The sequence below is a fragment of the Pseudomonas sp. FP2196 genome, from assembly GCF_030687715.1.
GTDB lineage: Bacteria > Pseudomonadota > Gammaproteobacteria > Pseudomonadales > Pseudomonadaceae > Aquipseudomonas.
Genome location: NZ_CP117445.1, coordinates 2,483,233 through 2,500,370 on the forward strand (window position 1 = coordinate 2,483,233; position 17,138 = coordinate 2,500,370).

The following is a 17,138-nucleotide window of genomic DNA, read 5'->3' on the forward strand; positions in this document are numbered from 1 at the left end:
GCTTGCGGTCTTCTCTCAGGTCATCCTGCCATTGCTGTGATCAGCACGAGGTGCAATGCATGAACGGATTTCGACGGTTATTGGCCGCCAGCGTGGCCACATTCGGTTTGCTGACTTCAGTGCCATCGGTCATGGCGGCACAAGCGCCGATCCATTTTGCCGACCTGAACTGGGAAAGCGGCAGCCTGATCACCGATGTCCTGCGGATCATCGTCGAGAAGGGTTACGGATTGCCGACCGACACCTTGCCCGGCACCACCATTACCCTGGAAACCGCGCTGGCCAACAATGATATTCAGGTCATTGGCGAGGAGTGGGCCGGGCGCAGTCCGGTGTGGGTCAAGGCCGAGGCCGAAGGTAAAGTCGTGAGCCTGGGCGATACGGTCAAGGGCGCCACCGAAGGCTGGTGGGTGCCGGAATACGTGATCAAGGGCGACCCGGCCAAGGGCATCAAACCACTGGCGCCGGACCTGCGCAGTGTCAGTGATTTGAAGAAATACAAAGACGTGTTCAAGGACCCGGAAAACCCGAGCAAGGGGCGTTTTCTCAACAGCCCGATCGGCTGGACGTCCGAAGTGGTCAATAAACAGAAGCTGACCGCGTACGGATTGCAGGACGACTACACCAATTTCCGCAGTGGTTCCGGTGCAGCGCTGGATGCCGAGATCAGTTCTTCGATTCGACGGGGCAAACCGGTGCTGTTCTATTACTGGTCGCCAACACCGCTGCTGGGCAAATTCAAACTGGTGCAACTGGAAGAGCCGCCGTTCGATGCCGAGGCGTGGAAGACGCTGACCGACGCCGATAATCCCAATCCGAAACCGACTCGCTCGCTGGCCTCGAAGCTGTCGATTGGCGTATCGACGCCGTTTCAGAAGCAGTATCCGCAGATTGCCGAGTTCTTCAGCAAGGTGGATTTCCCGATCGAGCCGTTGAACAAGGCATTGGCTGAGATGAGCGAGAAGCACACGGCGCCGCGTCAGGCAGCAGAATCGTTCATGAAGGCGCACCCGGATGTGTGGCAGGCGTGGTTGCCCAAGGATGTGGCGGATAAGGTTTCGGCCAGCCTGCAATAGATCCTGATCCTGATCCTGATCCTGATCCTGATCCTGATCCTGATCCTGATCCTGATCCTGATCCTGATCCTGATCCTGAGCTGATGTCGATGTCGATCCTGTAGGAGCTGCCGCAGGCTGCGATCTTTTGATCTTTTAAAAGCCAGATCAAAAGATCGCAGCCTGCGGCAGCTCCTACAGGTTTTGTGTCGATTAAAAATCCGATGTAGGAACCAGCCTGCTGGCGATCTTCTAGAATCGAGTCTGCACGGCTAACTCAAAGGTTCGCGGCGTACCCAAATAGTACGCCGGCGACACATGCGCAAATTCGGCATACACCTCATTGGTCAAATTGCGCACTCGCCCGGTAACAGCGGTATGCGAATCAACCTTGTAACTGAGGAAACTGCCGAACAGCGTGTACGACGGCACGGTCATGGTGTTGGCGTTATCGGCAAACACCGACGCCACGTAACGCGCATCAACCCCGCCTTGCCATTGCGGCGAAAAATCATAGGTCAGCCACAGATTGCCGACCCGGTCCGGAACGTTGGTCGGTGTGTTGCCTTTGCGCGACACGACCACGCCAGCCGCATTCTTTTCAGTGAAGTCATCGTACTGCGCGTCGACCCAGGCGAAGTTACCCTCGGCCAGCAGGTTGTCGGTGATCCGCAACGAGCTGGCAATCTCGATCCCTTTAGACGTCTGCTGGCCGACCGGGATGCTGCTGGTCGGGTCCAGTGGGTCGGTGACGGCAAAGTCCTTTCTTTCAATCGTGTAGGCCGCCACCGTCGCCGAGCCACGGCCGTTCAGATAGTCGAATTTGCTGCCGATTTCCCATTGCTTTCCGGTCGAGACGTCGAAGTCTTGCGTGCCGTTGGGCTGCTCGGCGGCGGTGCTGTATTGCACGTAGACGTTAGCCGATGGGATGAACTGATAGGTCAGGCCAGCGCGACCGGTGATTGGCTCCCAACTGCGCTTGAGGTGCCTGGGGTTGGTGGCGGTTACGGTGCGGTGGTTGGTCACGTCGAGATCGATGTTGTCATAACGCAGGCCAGTGAGCAGCGACAGTTTGTCGGTGAGCGCCAGCCGGTTTTCCACGAACAGCGCTTTGGTGGTGACCTCGTTGGTCTTGTCGCTGATCAGCTTGGGATGGGTGCCGGGAATGTCATAGAAATATCCCGGCCGGTAGTTGTTCGGGTCAACCGTGCTCGCGCCTTTGAGGTTGAGCGGCGAGTTGGTGGTTTGATTGACCTTGTACTCGAAGCCGCCTGACCACGTTGTATTCAGACCCAGCAGCGTGTTGTCGTGGCGCAGTTCGAACTGGTTGCCGTTCTGCTCGCCCTGATGCCGTACCTGATACGCCGTCGAGCGATTCACCGCCGTGTTTTCGGCGTTGTACTGATAGGTTTCCAGGTTGCGGTAATCACGCTGACTGTCGAGGTGATAAAGGGTGTTGCGCAAGGTGGTGCTGTCGTTGATCCGGTAGTCGATGATCGAGCGGACCCAGATCGTCCGCTGTTCGTAGCGACCGTCCTCGACGTTGTAGTTGTTGAAGCGATTGTGTTTATCGATCTTCAACTCGCCGGCCTTGGGGTTTAGCACCGGCGTACCCCAATACGGACTGTCTTCGTGTTCGTCCTGATACTCCAGCGCCAGGGTGTGCGACAGGTCTGGCGTCAGGTCGCTGAGCAATGAGAACGCCACGCTCCAGGCATCGCGTTCTTGACGGTCGATGTAGCCGTTACTGGTGTTGTGGCTGACGTCGAGACGTGCGTAGTGCTGCATCTCGCTGCTCGGTTCGGTCAGGGCATGGTTCAGGCCGAACGCGGTTTCGGTGGTGTCGTAAGTGCCGTAGCTGACCCTGCCTTCAACAGCCTGTTCGTCACGGGTTGCCAGTTTGGTCACGTAGTTCAACGAACCACCCACGGAACCTGCGCCGTTGATCAGCGATGACGGGCCACCGACCAGTTCCACTCGATCGTAAATCCACGCATCTACCGGGCGGGCGAGTCCGCCGGACACGTTGATGCCGTTGAACATCTGGGTGATCTGGCTGCTGGTGAAGCCGCGATAGGAGATGAAACCGCCAAAGCCAGGCGGTGCGCTGGCGTTGACCCCGGGCAGGGTGTTGGCGGCGTCCTGGAAGTTCTGTGCGCCGTGGCGTTCGATGTCGTTGCGATTGGCGATAGCCACCGAGACCGGAGTATCGCGCACGCTCAAGCCGAGGCGCGAGGCCATGCCACTGGATTGGTCGAGGCTCAGGCCCGGCTCGGTAGCGGATTCGCCATCGATGGTGATCGGCGCCAGATCCACAGTGGATTGCGCCCAGACGTTAACGGACAGGCAGCCGCACAGGCTCGCCAGCAGAGTGAGTTGTTTCATTGTTGAATCCTGAATGCTTGTCTAGGAGTCAGCGCACAGGCGAACGCCGCGCGTTGGCGCAGTGGGCTGGCAAATTAAAAAGGCAAGAACACTCAGGCGAGCGGTGGGGCGCGAGGGTTGGCCGAGGGCCAGGTGGAACGTGCAGGGAGGTCGGCGCTGATGATCGGCGCCAGTGGCGGACTGTGTTGTTCCGGCAGGATCGCCAGGGTCAGACTGGAATTGAACGCCGGGCCCATGCCGCCTGTTGAGCACAGTGGACAACCGAAGGCTTTGGACAGGGTTGGCAGTTTTTCTTCGGACGGGTTGGCGGCGAGCGGCGCTTGTGTCGCCGGGTCCACGGTACAGAACTGGCCGCCGATACCGTTGAGCTGCATGCCGACCATTTGTCCGTGTCCGATGCTGCAGACGAACACGTTGAACAGGACGCAGCAATAGAGCATCCAGGCCAGCAGTGAGCGATCGGAACGGGAGAATTTCATGGGGCGGCACTTTACCGTACCGCTGATCGGTCGTGCACTTGAAAAAAATCCGACTAGGATGATTTGTTCAAATCCCTTTCAAGGATTTCAACCATGACCTTTGTGTTGGCTCAATGGCTGGTGACAACGTTCGCGGTAATCGCTCTAATGCATGTGTATTGGGCGCTGGGTGGGCAATGGGCGGCGGTGGCGGCGGTGCCACAAGTGCCGGTGGAAGGTTTTGTGAAAACGGTGCGACCGGCGTTCAAACCGTCGGGCTGGATTACGTTGGTGGTGGCTGCGGGGTTATTGGCGATTGCCGCGCTGGTGTGTTTGCGGGTCGGCTGGGGGCTGCCGCTGGTGCATCACAAAGCGTTGCAGTGGGTCATCAGTGCGATTGCGCTGCTGATGTTTGCCCGAGCGATTGGCGATTCGAATCTGGTGGGGTTTTTCAAGGAAGTGAAGGGCTCACGGTTTGCGCGGCTGGATACGTGGGTGTATTCGCCGTTGTGTGCGGTGTTGGGGGCGGGACTATTGGCGGTGGCTTGGGTCTAGAAGAGCAAGATCAAAAGATCGCAGCCTTCGGCAGCTCCTACATTGGAATGTGTCCCCTTGTAGGAGCTGCCGAAGGCTGCGATCTTTTGACGGATTAACTACCGCTCTCGGTACGGCGGCTGCTGACTTCTGCCGGCACATCATCCCCGGCCATGCGCTTGCGAAACAGCGCCGCCCGCGCCAGCAGCAACGTGGTCACCGGCACCGTGATCGCCAACAGAGTCGGAATCAGCCATGCGTGTATCACCGGCCCGGACTTCAGCGCCGAGAAGCAGATGATTGAAGCCAGCGCCACGCACCACGCTCCTAGCGTCGAGGCCAGTGCCGGTGGATGCATGCGCTGGAAGTAGTCCTTCATTCGCAACAGTCCGGTCGCGCCGATCAGCGCGAAAATGCCGCTGAGTACCAGCAGGATCGCCACCGGAATCTCAACCCATAGAGACAATTCAGCGTTCATTCGATCACCTCGCCACGCAGCAGGAATTTCGCCAGGGCAAACGAGCCGACGAAGCCGAACAGCGCAATCAGCAGCGCCGCTTCGAAGTAGGTATCACTTGAATAACGAATGCCCAGCGTCAGCATCATCAGCATCGCGACGATGTACAGGTAGTCCAGCGCCAGAACCCGATCCTGAGCCGAGGGTCCTTTGAACAGCCGAACCAGCGTCAGCACCATCGCCAGCGAGAACAGAAACAGCGTCAGCAGAATCGCGTTCGACAGTAATGGGCTCATTCGAAAATCTCCATCAGCGGTCGCTCGTAAGCAGTCTTGAAGTGCTCAATGAACTGCGCTTCGTCATCCAGATCCCAAACGTGCAGCAACAGGATGCTGCGATCCAGTGACAGTTCCGACCACACCGTGCCGGGCACCACCGTGCAGATCATTGCCAGCGTCGCCAGACCGTGAGCATCGCGCAGGTCGAGCGGTACTTTGACGAAGCATGAACGGGGCGGGCGGCGGCCGGCATTGAGCACGCCCCAAGCGACGATCAGATTGGACATCACCACGTCACGCCCGACGAGCATGAACAGGCGCAGAATCGTCCCCGGGCGGCGGATGCGCACTTGTTTCGGACGTAACTTGCGCATCATCAGCGGTGCAGCAAAACCCAATATTGCGCCGAGCAGCAGATTGCCCGGGCTGATCGACAGGTTCAGCGTCAACCACAATGCCCATAGCGCCAACGACAGTAACGGTGCAGGAAATACACGCTTCATGGCTGTACCTCCAGTTGGGCTGTCTTGGCTTCCGGACTCGGTACGGCGCGGGTGCCGAGCACTGCCATCACGTATTGCTGCGGGTTATTCAGAGCATCGGCGGTGGCCTGGGTATAGCGCAGCAGCGGTTCGGCCTTGAAGGTCAAGGCGATGCTCAATCCCAATAGCAGGAAGATTGGCACGCATTCGAGTTTGCGCAGCAGCGGCGATGGTCGCTCTTCCGGTGTCCAGAAGCGTTGGATACCCAGGCGCGAGAACGCCATCAACGAAGCCAGTCCGGACAGAATCAGCAGTGCCAGCAGCGCCCACGCCGCGTTGGAAATTGGCGCGCCAGTGCCCAGACCCAGTGGATTGAGCAAAGCACCGATCAGGCTGAGCTTGCCGATGAAGCCTGACAGCGGCGGCATGCCTATGATCAGCAGGGCACAAGCAATGAAGCTCAATCCAAGAAATGCCATCGTCCAAGGAATGACCTGACCGACCACGGCTTTCTGCTCGTCGTCGAGGTTGATGCCTTTGGGCGGTTGCAGGGACTCTTGCGGCCGTGGCAGCAGTTCGCTTTCGTCTTCCAGTGGGATTTCGTTGGCCGAGCGCGAACGCTCGATCAACTCGGCCAGCAGGAATAGCGCGCTCAACGCCAGCGTCGAGCTGACCAGATAGAACAGCGCCGCACCGATCAGGTTCGGCTGGGCGAAACCAACGGCCGACAGCAGAATCCCCGCCGACACCAGAATGCTCAGGCTGGCCATGCGTTCCAGTCGTTGTGCGGCAAGAATTGCCAGCGCCGCGCAGGCCATGGTGGCCATGCCGCCGTAGATCAGCCAGTCGCCACCGAAGAGCGCCGACGCCCCGGCTTGCCCGGAGAACAACAGCGTCCATAGGCGCAGCAGGGTGTAGACGCCGACCTTGGTCATGATCGCGAACATTGCCGCCACTGGTGCGCTGGCTGCAGAGTAGGCCGGTACCAGCCAGAAGTTCAGCGGCCACATGCCAGCCTTGGCCAGAAACGCCACCGCGAGAATTCCTGCGCCGGCGTGCAGCAAGCCTCGGTCGGCTTCCGGCACCAGCGGAATTTTCAGCGCCAGATCAGCCATGTTCAGGGTGCCGGTCACACCATAGATCAATGCCGCGCCGATCAGAAACAGCGACGAGGCGAGCAGGTTGATCGAGATGTAATGCAGCCCCGACGACACCCGCGCCCGACCGGAGCCGTGCAGCAACAGGCCATAAGAAGCGGCGAGCAGCACTTCGAAGAACACGAACAGGTTGAACAGATCTGCGGTCAGGAACGCGCCATACAGCCCCATCAACTGAATCTGGAACAACGCGTGGAAGCTCGATCCCGCGCCGTCCCAGCGCGCCATCGCAAAGAGCAGGGCACTGACGCCGATGATCCCGGTCAGCACCAGCATCAGCGCCGACAGGCGATCGACCACCAGCACGATGCCGAACGGCGCCTGCCAGTTGCCGGGCAGGTATACGCCGATGGAGCCGGGCACACCGGTGGTCTGCGTCCATTGCAGCAGCATCACGGAAATGAACAGGCCGATGAGGCTGGAGAACAGATTGATTTTCGCCTTCAGCGGCCGGTGCTTCTCGCCGAGCATCAGCATGATGGCTGCGGTCAGCAGCGGCAGCAGAATCGGTGCGGCGATCAGGTGAGTCATCGCCATCATTCTTTAGGCTCCCGGCCGTCTACATGGTCAGTGCCGGTCAAGCCTCGCGAGGCGAGCAGAACGACGAGGAACAACGCGGTCATGGCGAAGCTGATGACGATTGCAGTGAGTACCAGTGCTTGCGGCAATGGGTCGGTGTAATGCAGCAGGTCTTGCGTCACGCCGTCTTTGATCACCGGTTCCTTGCCGATGAACAGGCTGCCCATGCTGAAGATGAACAGGTTGACGCCGTACGACAGCAGGCACAGGCCCATGACCACCTGGAAGGTCCGTGGCCGCAGGATCAGCCAGACGCCGGATGCGGCGAGGACGCCGATGGCGATTGCGATGACTTCTTCCATCAGACGGCTCCTTTGCTGGCGACGGACTTGGGCAGCGCTGCAGTCTTGTGACCACGCACCGATTGGTGGGCGAGGGCGGTGAGGATCAACAGCGTCGAGCCCACGACCACCGCGTACACGCCGATATCAAAGAACAGCGCACTGGCGATATGGATGTCACCCAGCAGCGGCAGAGTGAAATGCCAGGTGTGGGTGGTGAGAAACGGGTAACCGACGGCCATCGCGCCGAGACCGGTGGCGGTGGCGAACAGCAGCCCGGTGCCCATCCAGCGCAGGGGCCGCAGACTCATTTGCGCCTCGACCCACTGCGTGCCGGCAACCATGTATTGCAGGATGAACGCCACGGACATCACCAAACCGGCGACAAAACCGCCGCCCGGCTGGTTGTGCCCGCGCATGAACAGGTAGCACGACACCACCAGTGCGATCGGCAGCAGCAGGCGCACCAGCACCGCCGGCACCATCATGAAACCGAGCGCGGTATCGCTGGCCGAACGCGGGTTGACCAGATCGGTGACTACGTCCGGCGCCAGCAGGCGTTGCTGGGCAGGCAGTTGCAGGCTTTCTTTCGGCGGGCGGAAGCGGCGCAGCAGCGCGAATACAGTCAGCGCCACGGCGACCAGCACGGTGATTTCACCAAGGGTATCGAAACCGCGGAAGTCCACCAGCATCACGTTGACCACGTTGCTGCCACCGCCCTCGGGCATGGCGCGGCTGAGGTAGAACGAGGAGATGTCATTCGGCGTCTGCCGCGTGAGCATGGCGTAGGACAACAGCGCCATGCCGCCACCGACCGCAATCGACAGCAGCAAGTCGCGCAGACGACGAATGCGCGCCTTGCGCAGGCTGCTCGGCAATGGCGAGACTTCTTCGATCCGACGTGGCAACCAGCGTAGACCCAGCAGGATCAGCACGGTGGTCACCACTTCGACCGCCAGTTGCGTCAGCGCCAGATCCGGAGCAGAGAACCAGACGAAGGTCACGCAGGTCATCAAACCGCAGACGCTGACCATGGTCAGTGCCGCGAGACGGTGATACTTGGCCTGCCACGCAGCACCGAGGGCGCAGGCAATTGCCAGCAGCCACAGGGTCACGAAGACGATGGAGCCCGGAATCTTCGGCCGGTCGCCCCAGCTCAGAGTGCTGTGCAGCATCGGAATCAGACCTGCGAGCACGGCGGCCAACACCATCAGGAACAGCTGCATTTGCAGACGTCGGGTGCCCAGTCGGCGTTCGACACGCCGTGCCATGCGCATCATCACCACCAGACTGCGCTCGAACAGGCGCTTGCCGTTGAAGCGGCCCACCAGTGGCGGATATTTGAAGCGGCCATGTCTGAACTGATTGCGCAGCAACAGGTAGAGCACGATGCCGCCGGACATGGCGATCAGGCTCATGATCATTGGCGCGTTCAGGCCGTGCCAGATTGCCAGGCTGTATTCGGGCAAGGTGCCGCCGACCACCGGCAACGCCGCAGCGGCCAGTAATGGGCCGACGATTTGTGCCGGGAAAATGCCTACCAGCAGGCAGGTGAACACCAGCAGCTCGACCGGCGCACGCATCCAGCGCGGCGGTTCGTGCGGGGTGTGCGGCAGGTCGGTGGCCGTTGGGCCGAAGAACACATCGACGGTGAAGCGCAGCGAATAAGCCACGCTGAACGTACCGGCGATGGTCGCGACAATCGGCAGCGCTGCTTCAACCCACGCCGTGGCGTTGATGAACACGGTTTCGGCGAAGAACATTTCCTTCGACAGGAAGCCGTTGAGCAGCGGCACGCCTGCCATCGAAGCACTGGCAACCATGGCCAGCGTCGCGGTGAACGGAATCAGTTTGATCAAACCGCTGAGCTTGCGGATATCGCGGGTGCCGCTTTCGTGGTCGATGATGCCTGCGGCCATAAACAGCGAGGCTTTGAACGTGGCGTGGTTGAGGATATGGAACACCGCAGCGACGGCGGCCAATGGACTGTTCAGGCCCAACAGCAGAGTGATCAGGCCGAGGTGGCTGATGGTCGAGTAGGCCAGCAAACCTTTGAGATCGTTCTGGAACATCGCGCAATACGCGCCGAGCAACAGCGTACACGCACCGGCACCGCTGACGATGTAGAACCATTCTTCGCTGCCGGACAGCGACGGCCACAGGCGTGCGAGGAGGAAAACCCCGGCCTTGACCATGGTTGCCGAGTGCAGGTACGCGGAGACAGGCGTTGGCGCCGCCATCGCGTGGGGCAGCCAGAAGTGAAAGGGGAACTGGGCGCTTTTGCTGAGTGCGCCGATGAGAATGAGGGGTAGCAGAATAGGGTAGAGGGCATGTGCACGAATCTGATCGCCGGCGGCCAGGACCTTGTCCAGGTCATAGCTGCCGACGACATGGCCGAGGATCATGACCCCCGCCAGCAGGCATAACCCGCCTGCGCCGGTGACCATCAGCGCCATGTAGGCACCACGGCGAGCATCGGCGCGATGGTGCCAGTAGCCGATCAGCAGGAACGAGAAGAGGCTGGTCAGCTCCCAGAAGAACACGATCTGGATCAGGTTGCCGGAGATCACCAGCCCGAGCATGGCACCCATGAACGCCAGAAAAAACGCGAAGAAACGCGGCACCGGATCATCCGGCGACATGTAATAGCGGGCATATAAGGAAACGAGGGTGCCGATGCCCAATACCAGCATCGAGAACAGCCAGGCGAAGCCGTCCATGCGCAGGACGAAGTTCAAGCCGAGGCTGGGCAGCCACATGAATTCTTCGCGGATCACGCCGCCGTGGGCGATTTGCGGGTACAACATTGCCACCTGGACGGTGCCGATCAGAGCGACCAGACCAGCCAACAGGGATTCGGTATTACGCGCGTTGTGTGGCAGCATCGCTGCCAGACAGCTGCCAATGAATGGCAGAAGCAGTAGAACTATCAGGGACATAGGCTTCTAATCTGCGGAAGTTTGTGAAGCATCATACGTGCCAGCTCCCTGATCACCAAACGCGAGGATGTCTCAGAATCCTACAAAGTAGTCTGGATATTTGCGTTTGGCCCTGTTTCAACGGCGAAAAAAGATCGCAGCCTTCGGCAGCTCTTACAGGAAAACGCATTCCCAAAATGTAGGAGCTGCCGAAGGCTGCGATCTTTTGATCTTTGCTTTCAATTGCCGTTGTCGTTCTCTAGTGCGCCTTCAATTTCAACGGCAGCCTTACCCTTGGTCTTCAACTCACTGACTATCACCGCCGCCACAATCAACCCGGCGCCCACCAGCGCAATCGCCGGCAACCGTTCCCCGGCAAGTCGCCCGACAATCCCGGCCCACACCGGCTCCCCGGCATAGATCAACGTCGCCCGAGTGGGCGAAACACTCTTCTGAGCCCAGTTCATCGCCACCTGAATCGCCGCACTGGCCGCGCCCAGTCCCAACGCGGTCGCCAGCAACAGCCAGGAAAATTCGGGAAGCGTTTCGCCTGTCGGCACCACCATCAAAAATGACAACACCGACGTCGTCGCCAGTTGCACCACGGTCACTCGGCGCACGTCGACCTGGCCTGCGTAAGTGCTGATCAGAATGATTTCGGCCGCAATGGCAATGGCGCTGATCAGCGTGGCAATCTCGCCCGGGCTGAAATTCAGTGAAGCGCCGGACGGTCCCGACAACAGCATCAACCCGGTAAACGCCAGCATGATCCCGATGCTCGGCATCAACCCCGGTCGGCGTCCCAGCACCAGCCATTGCAGCAACGGCACGAATGGAACATAAAGCGCGGTAATGAACGCCGACTGACTGCTTGGAATCGTCTGTAATCCCACCGTCTGCAAGCCGTAACCTAGCATGATCGCCACGCCGATGAAGGCGCCGGCCTTGAGTTCGAACAGGGTCAGTTCGCGCAGATGACGCCAGGAGAACAGGGCGACGATGGCAGCTGCCGCTGCGAATCGCAGGCCGACAAAAAACATCGGACCGCTGACGGTCATCGCGTGCTGCACCAGCAGGAAGGTGCCGCCCCAGACCATGGTAATCAGCACCAAGACGCACTCGGCTTTGCTGAATCGGGAGAAACGGAGGGAGGTGTCGGGGCGACTCACTGACGTCATGTCCTTGCACGATGGAGAAGGCGCGACGCAGAATGCGCCAAATGTTGGGCAGTATACTGCCCAACCTCAGCGAGTGAGCAATATAGTGCACAAAGATTCCAGTCAACGAGCCTCCGTCCTCCAACACGTCAGCCAGAACGTCCGGCGCCTGCGACATGCCGCCGACCTGAGCCAGACCGCGCTGGCGGAAAAATCCGGGGTCAGTCGGCGCATGCTGGTGGCGATCGAGGCGGGCGAAAAGAATGTCAGCCTGACCACCCTTGATCGCGTCGCCGAAGCGCTCGACGTCGCCTTCAGCGACTTGATCCAGGCGCCCGATGCGCGCGATCCGAGCCGGATCAACGAAGTGGCGTGGGCCGGTGTCATTCCCGGCAGCAAAGCGGTATTGCTGTCGAAAGCCACCGCGACCCGCGAAGTCGAGCAGTGGGAATGGTGTCTGCAACCTGGTGAGGTCTATCCATCGCAACCGGACGCCGATGGTTGGAGCGAACAGATCTATGTCTTCGAGGGCTGTCTGACGTTAATGCTTGGCGACCAGCCGCAGCACATCAGCGCAGGGGAGTTCTTCATGTTTGCCAGCAACCAGCCGCATGCCTACCGTAATGACGGGGATGTAGCGGCGCGGTTTGTACGTAATGTGGTGATTTGAATGAGCCAGAGCGCAGACATCCTGGTCATCGGCGGCGGCCTTAGCGGCACGATGCTGGCGGTACAATTGTTGCGTCTACCCGGTCGGCGCAAGATTCTGGTCATTGAACCGCGTGTCGAACTCGGCCGTGGGGAGGCGTACAGCGCTGTCGAGTTGGGCCATACGCTCAATGGCAACGCGGCGCGGATGAGCGTCGATCCGGATAATCCGGATGACCTTACGCAGTGGCTGACTGAGCATATTGCCGCCGGTGGCTGGCCGGAGTCGGCTGAGCAAAATGTGCCTGTCAGTGAGTTGTTCCCGCCTCGTGGGTTGTTCGGCGTTTATGTGCAACAACGATTAGCCGAAGCCTGCAATGTCGGTGCGCAGCAAGGCTCGACCGTCGAACATATCCGCGCAGAAGTCGCCGACCTGCAAACCTTTGCTGATTCGGTGCAGCTCATCCTCAGCGACGGCCAGCACTTAACGGGCGTATTCGCAGTACTCGCCACGGGCATGTTCCCCGCCGCACGCACCCCGCAAAAACAATCCAGCGGCCTCAACACTGCCGCACTCGATCCGTGGGATGTTACGGCCATGCGCCAACTCGATCCGCAATCCACCGTGCTGATCATCGGCTCCGGCCTGACCATGGTGGATGCCGTGGTCTCGCTGGAGCAGGCCGGGCATCGCGGGCCGATTGAAGTGTTTTCCCGTCACGGACTGCTGCCCCATGCGCGGCGTCAACCACCGGCTTGGGTGGATTTCCTCGCTGAAGATCACAGCATTCGTTCGCCACGCCAGTTGTTGCGCGAACTGCGTCGGCATTGCCGCGACGCCATCGCGCAAGGTATCGACTGGCAAGCACCGCTGGACACGGTGCGCGCGCACATCGGACGGGTGTGGAGTCAGGCGACTGACATGCAGCGTCGACAATTCGTACGCCACGTGCGGCCGTGGTGGGAAAGCCATCATCATCGTTCGCCGCCGCTGAGTGCGCAGCTGGTTGAACGTCTGCGTGAAGAAGGAAGGTTGCGGATTCAGGCGGCGTCGTTCAAGGCGCTAGAGCCGTGTGCGGAGGGTGGCGTGAGTATTCGTATCCGGCGGCGGGGCGAGGCCGAAACCTGCGTTGTGCATGGCGCGGCGTTGATCAATTCCAGTGGTATCGAGTACGACTGGCGTCGGGTGGCGCGACCGTTGCCGCAGCAGTTGTTGGCGCGTGGATTGGTGCGGCCGGGGCCGTTGGCGTTGGGGATTGCGGCTACGATTGACGGCGCAGTGCTGGATGAGCACGGGCAGGCAGCGAACCGGTTGTTCGCCATGGGCCCGCCGTTGCGCGGGATGTGGTGGGAAAGTACGGCGGTGACGGACGTGGCGTTGCAGGCGAAGGCGTTGGCGTTGCGATTGGGGGCTGAGCAGGGCTGAGGCTTGAGGTTGCTGATCAGGGCCTTTTCGCGGGCAAGCCCACTCCCACAGGTTTCAGTGTTTTTCACACATCACCTGTACGACTCGGACACTGTGGGAGCGAGTTTGCCCGCGAAGAGGCCAGCAGGTTCAACATCTCTGTCGACTGATTTGGCCTATTCGCTAGCAGACTAGTTCCCACAGGTTGTGTAGCGGCTGAGAGCTTACGCCACCACTCGATAACACGGCACATACGCCGCGCCACCCGGCAGCTTCATCCGGTGCTGAGCGACGAAGGCTTTGAGCAGCGCGTCCAGCGGTTGCATGATCGCTGCGTCGCCGCGGATCTGGTATGGCCCGTGCTCCTCGATCAAACGAATGCCCTTGTCCTTGACGTTGCCGGCCACGATCCCGGAGAACGCCCGGCGCAGGTTGGCCGCCAGTTCGTGGGGCGGCTGGTCGCGGTGCAGTTTGAGGTTGGCCATGTTTTCGTGGGTAGGATCGAACGGACGCTGAAAGCCTTCGTCGATTTTCAGCAGCCAGTTGAAGTGGAACGCGTCGTTGCGCTCGCGGCGGAACTGCTTCACGGCTTTCAGGCCCTGAGTCATCTGCCGCGCGACTTCAGCCGGGTCGTCGATAATGATTTCGTAGTGCTGCTTGGCTGCTTCGCCGAGGGTGGCGATGACGAACGCGTCGAGCTGTTCGAGATACGGCGCGGCATGTTTCGGCCCGGTCAGGATCACCGGGAACGGCAGGCCGGCGTTGTCCGGGTGCATCAGGATGCCCAGCAGGTAGAGGAACTCTTCAGCGGTACCGGCACCGCCCGGGAAAATGATGATGCCGTGGCCAACGCGAACGAACGCTTCCAGACGCTTTTCGATGTCCGGCAGGATCACCAGCTCATTGACAATAGGGTTCGGCGCTTCGGCAGCGATGATGCCCGGCTCGGTCAGGCCCAGGTAGCGACCGCCGTGAATGCGTTGTTTGGCGTGGGCGATGGTCGCGCCTTTCATCGGGCCTTTCATTACGCCGGGGCCACAGCCGGTGCAGATGTCGAGGCTGCGCAGGCCCAGTTCATGGCCGACTTTCTTGGTGTATTTGTATTCTTCGGTGTTGATCGAGTGACCGCCCCAGCACACGACGATCTTCGGCTCGACGCCCGGGCGCAAGGTGCGGGCATTGCGCAGCAGGTGGAAGACGTAGTCGCTGATGCCTTGTGAGGTGCTCAGGTCGATGCGTTGGCTGTCGAGTTCGTTTTCGGTGTAGACGATGTCGCGCAGGGCGCTGAAGAGCATTTCCCGGGTGCTGGCGATCATTTCGCCATCGACGAAGGCATCGGCCGGAGCGTTCAGCAGCTCCAGGCGCACACCGCGATCCTGTTGGTGAATGCGGATTTCGAAGTCCTTGTAGGCTTCGAGGATGGTCTTGGCGTTATCGACATGGGCGCCGGTGTTGAGGATGGCCAGGGCGCACTGGCGAAAGAGGGTGTAGGTGCTGCCGGATCCGGCTTCGCTCAGTTGCTGAACTTCACGTTGAGAAAGGGTTTCCAGGCTGCCTTTCGGGCTGACCGAGGCGTTGATTACGTGTCGTTGGGTCATGCAATGATCCTTAAAACGATGTCATCCCAAAACCAGGCGAATGGCATCCGAATAGTGTGTATCCATGAATGAAGATGGCACGATCTGCGCTGTACCGCCATGTCCCCTTTGATTGATGAAAAGATGAAAAGGAGCCCCAGCATAGCTAAATCCTTGGTAGAGGCGATAATGCGCGGGCCAGTTTTTTCCGTTGTCCTTTTTGTCACTCAAGGAAGTCAGTCGTGATGTTCGAGATTCAGCCGATGGACGCCGTCACTTTTCGCCAGCAGACGCGGCGCAGCACCATGATCATTGCCGTGCTGTTCCTGGTGCTGGCGATGTTGTTTTCGACGGTGGCGGTGGCACTGTTTGGCGAGCCCGGCGGCGATAACCTGCGCTTCAATGTCGGCGGAGTGTTTGCGGCGTTCCTGCTGACGGCGGCTTTGTTGCGCGGGCGCTTCTGGAATCAGACCTGGATGGCCCCGGCTGTTTATAGCTGGCGGCTCAAGCGCAATCTTATGAGCGTCACCAATGTGATGCATCAGGTGACGGCGGCAGTGCAGAAGAATGATCCGACGGCGATGAAGGTACTGCGTTTCTATCACTTGGGACTGACGCAGATGCATGAGCTGGACGGTAACGCCGGCGATCATGCGCAACTGCACCGTGAAGTCGAAGCGCACAAGGAGCGGATGCAGGTGCTTGGTGTTGATATCGATCAGCCACGCCTTGATCCGGCGTGGCTGGAAGTTCTCAAGCAGACGTCTCGTTAGTCTGTATCAGACAAAAACCAGTGAGCGGTGAGTGCTGGCTCCGGCACGTGCGCCATCACCTACCGAGACGGCAACCGAACCGGCGGCGAGCGCCGCGTCACCGCATGCAAACACGCCCGGTATGCTGGTCTGTTGCATGGCGTCGGTTTGAATGAACGGGCCCATCGGGCCTTCTTCAAAAATACAGCCCAGTTGCTCGGCCAGCGGGCTGGCCATTCGAGTGCGCGGCATGGCGAACAGACCGGCAACGCTGATCACCCGGCCATCGCTGAGCACTACATCTGCTCGCTTACCGCTGATATGGCTGACCGTTTGAGGTTCCAGCGTCACACCGCGTCGATCAAGTTCTGCCAGTTGTTCGGCGTCCGGCTCGAACACGCCGTTGGTGAAGAATGTGGTCTGGCCCCAATCCGGCAAGAGCAAGGCGTGGTGCATCGACAGCGTTGACGTCGCCAATACGCCAATTGCGCCTTGATTCAGTTCATAGCCGTGGCAGTACGGACAATGAAACACGCTTTTACCCCAGCGTTCTTGAAGACCCTCGATGGCGGGTAACTCATCGATGACACCGCTTGCGATGATCAGTCGTCTGGCGCTGGCTTGTTGTCCGTTAGTGGTGCGCACTTGGAAGCCTTGGTCTGTCTGACGTGCTTGCAGCGCGGTATCTGCCAGCCATTGCACCGTCGGATAAGCCAGCAATTGCTCTCGGGCGTCTTGGGCTATATCGCCTGGCGCACGTCCGTCATATCCGAGAAATCCGTGGGAAGTTTCGGCAAATCGGTTGCGACGCAGGCCCGAATCCAGCACCAGCACTTTGCGTCGGGCGCGGGCCAATTGCAGGCCAGCAGACAGTCCGGCATAGCTGCCGCCGACAATGATGACGTCGTACACCATGATCCAATCTCCGTGTGGGGTTTTCACGGCACACCGTAAGTTACGTGAAATATGCCTGTCAATAGTCTCGTAACTTCAGACATTGCAAGCGATACTCGGC

General features: G+C 60.0%; 16 protein-coding genes. 5 read left to right on the forward strand and 11 right to left on the reverse strand.

The genetic code is table 11. The features are described from left to right. The first annotated feature begins 59 nt into the window (after nt 1-59). Complete coding sequence (locus PSH79_RS11240) at nt 60-1,076, forward strand: ABC transporter substrate-binding protein (RefSeq protein WP_305442826.1); 1,017 nt, start codon at nt 60-62, stop codon at nt 1,074-1,076. A gap of 231 nt (nt 1,077-1,307) precedes the next feature. Here PSH79_RS11240 and PSH79_RS11245 read toward each other — a convergent pair whose 3' ends face one another. Together PSH79_RS11245 and PSH79_RS11250 are read right to left on the reverse strand one after the other, a co-directional pair. Further along, nucleotides 1,308-3,440 carry a TonB-dependent siderophore receptor gene (locus PSH79_RS11245; RefSeq protein WP_305442829.1) on the reverse strand — a complete coding sequence of 711 codons (2,133 nt, stop codon included), beginning with the start codon at nt 3,438-3,440 and terminating at the stop codon, nt 1,308-1,310. 92 nt (nt 3,441-3,532) lie between these two features. After that, nucleotides 3,533-3,919: a DUF2946 domain-containing protein gene (locus PSH79_RS11250; protein WP_305442830.1), complete on the reverse strand. Its 387-nt coding sequence runs from the start codon at nt 3,917-3,919 to the stop codon at nt 3,533-3,535. A 93-nt stretch (nt 3,920-4,012) separates the two neighbouring features. Here PSH79_RS11250 and PSH79_RS11255 point away from each other — a divergent pair, with 93 nt between their 5' ends. Next, nucleotides 4,013-4,453 (forward strand): DUF3995 domain-containing protein, encoded by a 441-nt coding sequence (locus PSH79_RS11255; RefSeq protein ID WP_305442832.1) that lies wholly within the window; start codon nt 4,013-4,015, stop codon nt 4,451-4,453. Nucleotides 4,454-4,547: 94 nt separating this feature from the next. Here PSH79_RS11255 and PSH79_RS11260 read toward each other — a convergent pair whose 3' ends face one another. The 7 genes from PSH79_RS11260 to PSH79_RS11290 form a co-directional block, all read right to left on the reverse strand. Further along, nucleotides 4,548-4,910, reverse strand: coding sequence for a Na+/H+ antiporter subunit G (locus PSH79_RS11260; RefSeq protein WP_305442834.1), 363 nt, complete (start codon nt 4,908-4,910; stop codon nt 4,548-4,550). After that, nucleotides 4,907-5,185 carry a K+/H+ antiporter subunit F gene (locus tag PSH79_RS11265; protein WP_007910754.1) on the reverse strand — a complete coding sequence of 93 codons (279 nt, stop codon included), beginning with the start codon at nt 5,183-5,185 and terminating at the stop codon, nt 4,907-4,909. The genes PSH79_RS11260 and PSH79_RS11265 overlap by 4 nt, the downstream gene beginning before the upstream one ends. Further along, on the reverse strand, nt 5,182-5,670 hold the full coding sequence (locus PSH79_RS11270; RefSeq protein ID WP_305442837.1) for a Na+/H+ antiporter subunit E: 489 nt from the start codon (nt 5,668-5,670) through the stop codon (nt 5,182-5,184). The genes PSH79_RS11265 and PSH79_RS11270 overlap by 4 nt, the downstream gene beginning before the upstream one ends. Continuing rightward, a complete protein-coding gene (locus PSH79_RS11275) occupies nt 5,667-7,346 on the reverse strand; it encodes a monovalent cation/H+ antiporter subunit D (RefSeq protein WP_305442840.1) in 1,680 nt (559 codons plus the stop codon). Before PSH79_RS11275 ends, PSH79_RS11270 begins: the two co-directional genes overlap by 4 nt. Beyond that, complete coding sequence (locus PSH79_RS11280) at nt 7,343-7,687, reverse strand: Na+/H+ antiporter subunit C (RefSeq protein WP_007910763.1); 345 nt, start codon at nt 7,685-7,687, stop codon at nt 7,343-7,345. The genes PSH79_RS11275 and PSH79_RS11280 overlap by 4 nt, the downstream gene beginning before the upstream one ends. Next, the gene (locus tag PSH79_RS11285) at nt 7,687-10,605 is read right to left on the reverse strand and encodes a monovalent cation/H+ antiporter subunit A (protein ID WP_305442843.1); all 2,919 of its coding nucleotides are present in this window, start codon (nt 10,603-10,605) and stop codon (nt 7,687-7,689) included. The genes PSH79_RS11280 and PSH79_RS11285 overlap by 1 nt, the downstream gene beginning before the upstream one ends. Nucleotides 10,606-10,823: 218 nt before the next feature. Next, on the reverse strand, nt 10,824-11,762 hold the full coding sequence (locus PSH79_RS11290) for a DMT family transporter (protein WP_305442845.1): 939 nt from the start codon (nt 11,760-11,762) through the stop codon (nt 10,824-10,826). Between the two features lie 85 nt (nt 11,763-11,847). On the opposite strand from PSH79_RS11290, the gene PSH79_RS11295 reads away from it, so the two are divergent. Together PSH79_RS11295 and PSH79_RS11300 are read left to right on the forward strand one after the other, a co-directional pair. Next, nucleotides 11,848-12,411 carry a helix-turn-helix domain-containing protein gene (locus tag PSH79_RS11295; RefSeq protein WP_305442847.1) on the forward strand — a complete coding sequence of 188 codons (564 nt, stop codon included), beginning with the start codon at nt 11,848-11,850 and terminating at the stop codon, nt 12,409-12,411. Then, on the forward strand, nt 12,412-13,815 hold the full coding sequence (locus PSH79_RS11300) for an FAD/NAD(P)-binding protein (RefSeq protein ID WP_305442848.1): 1,404 nt from the start codon (nt 12,412-12,414) through the stop codon (nt 13,813-13,815). Nucleotides 13,816-14,018: 203 nt separating this feature from the next. Here the strand turns inward: PSH79_RS11300 and ppnN are convergent, their stop codons facing one another. Further along, the gene (gene ppnN / locus PSH79_RS11305; RefSeq protein WP_242206313.1) at nt 14,019-15,392 is read right to left on the reverse strand and encodes a nucleotide 5'-monophosphate nucleosidase PpnN; all 1,374 of its coding nucleotides are present in this window, start codon (nt 15,390-15,392) and stop codon (nt 14,019-14,021) included. Between the two features lie 224 nt (nt 15,393-15,616). On the opposite strand from ppnN, the gene PSH79_RS11310 reads away from it, so the two are divergent. Further along, on the forward strand, nt 15,617-16,144 hold the full coding sequence (locus PSH79_RS11310; protein ID WP_305442849.1) for a DUF3087 family protein: 528 nt from the start codon (nt 15,617-15,619) through the stop codon (nt 16,142-16,144). A 6-nt stretch (nt 16,145-16,150) separates the two neighbouring features. Here PSH79_RS11310 and PSH79_RS11315 read toward each other — a convergent pair whose 3' ends face one another. Beyond that, on the reverse strand, nt 16,151-17,038 hold the full coding sequence (locus PSH79_RS11315; protein ID WP_305442850.1) for an NAD(P)/FAD-dependent oxidoreductase: 888 nt from the start codon (nt 17,036-17,038) through the stop codon (nt 16,151-16,153). Nucleotides 17,039-17,138: the final 100 nt, after the last annotated feature.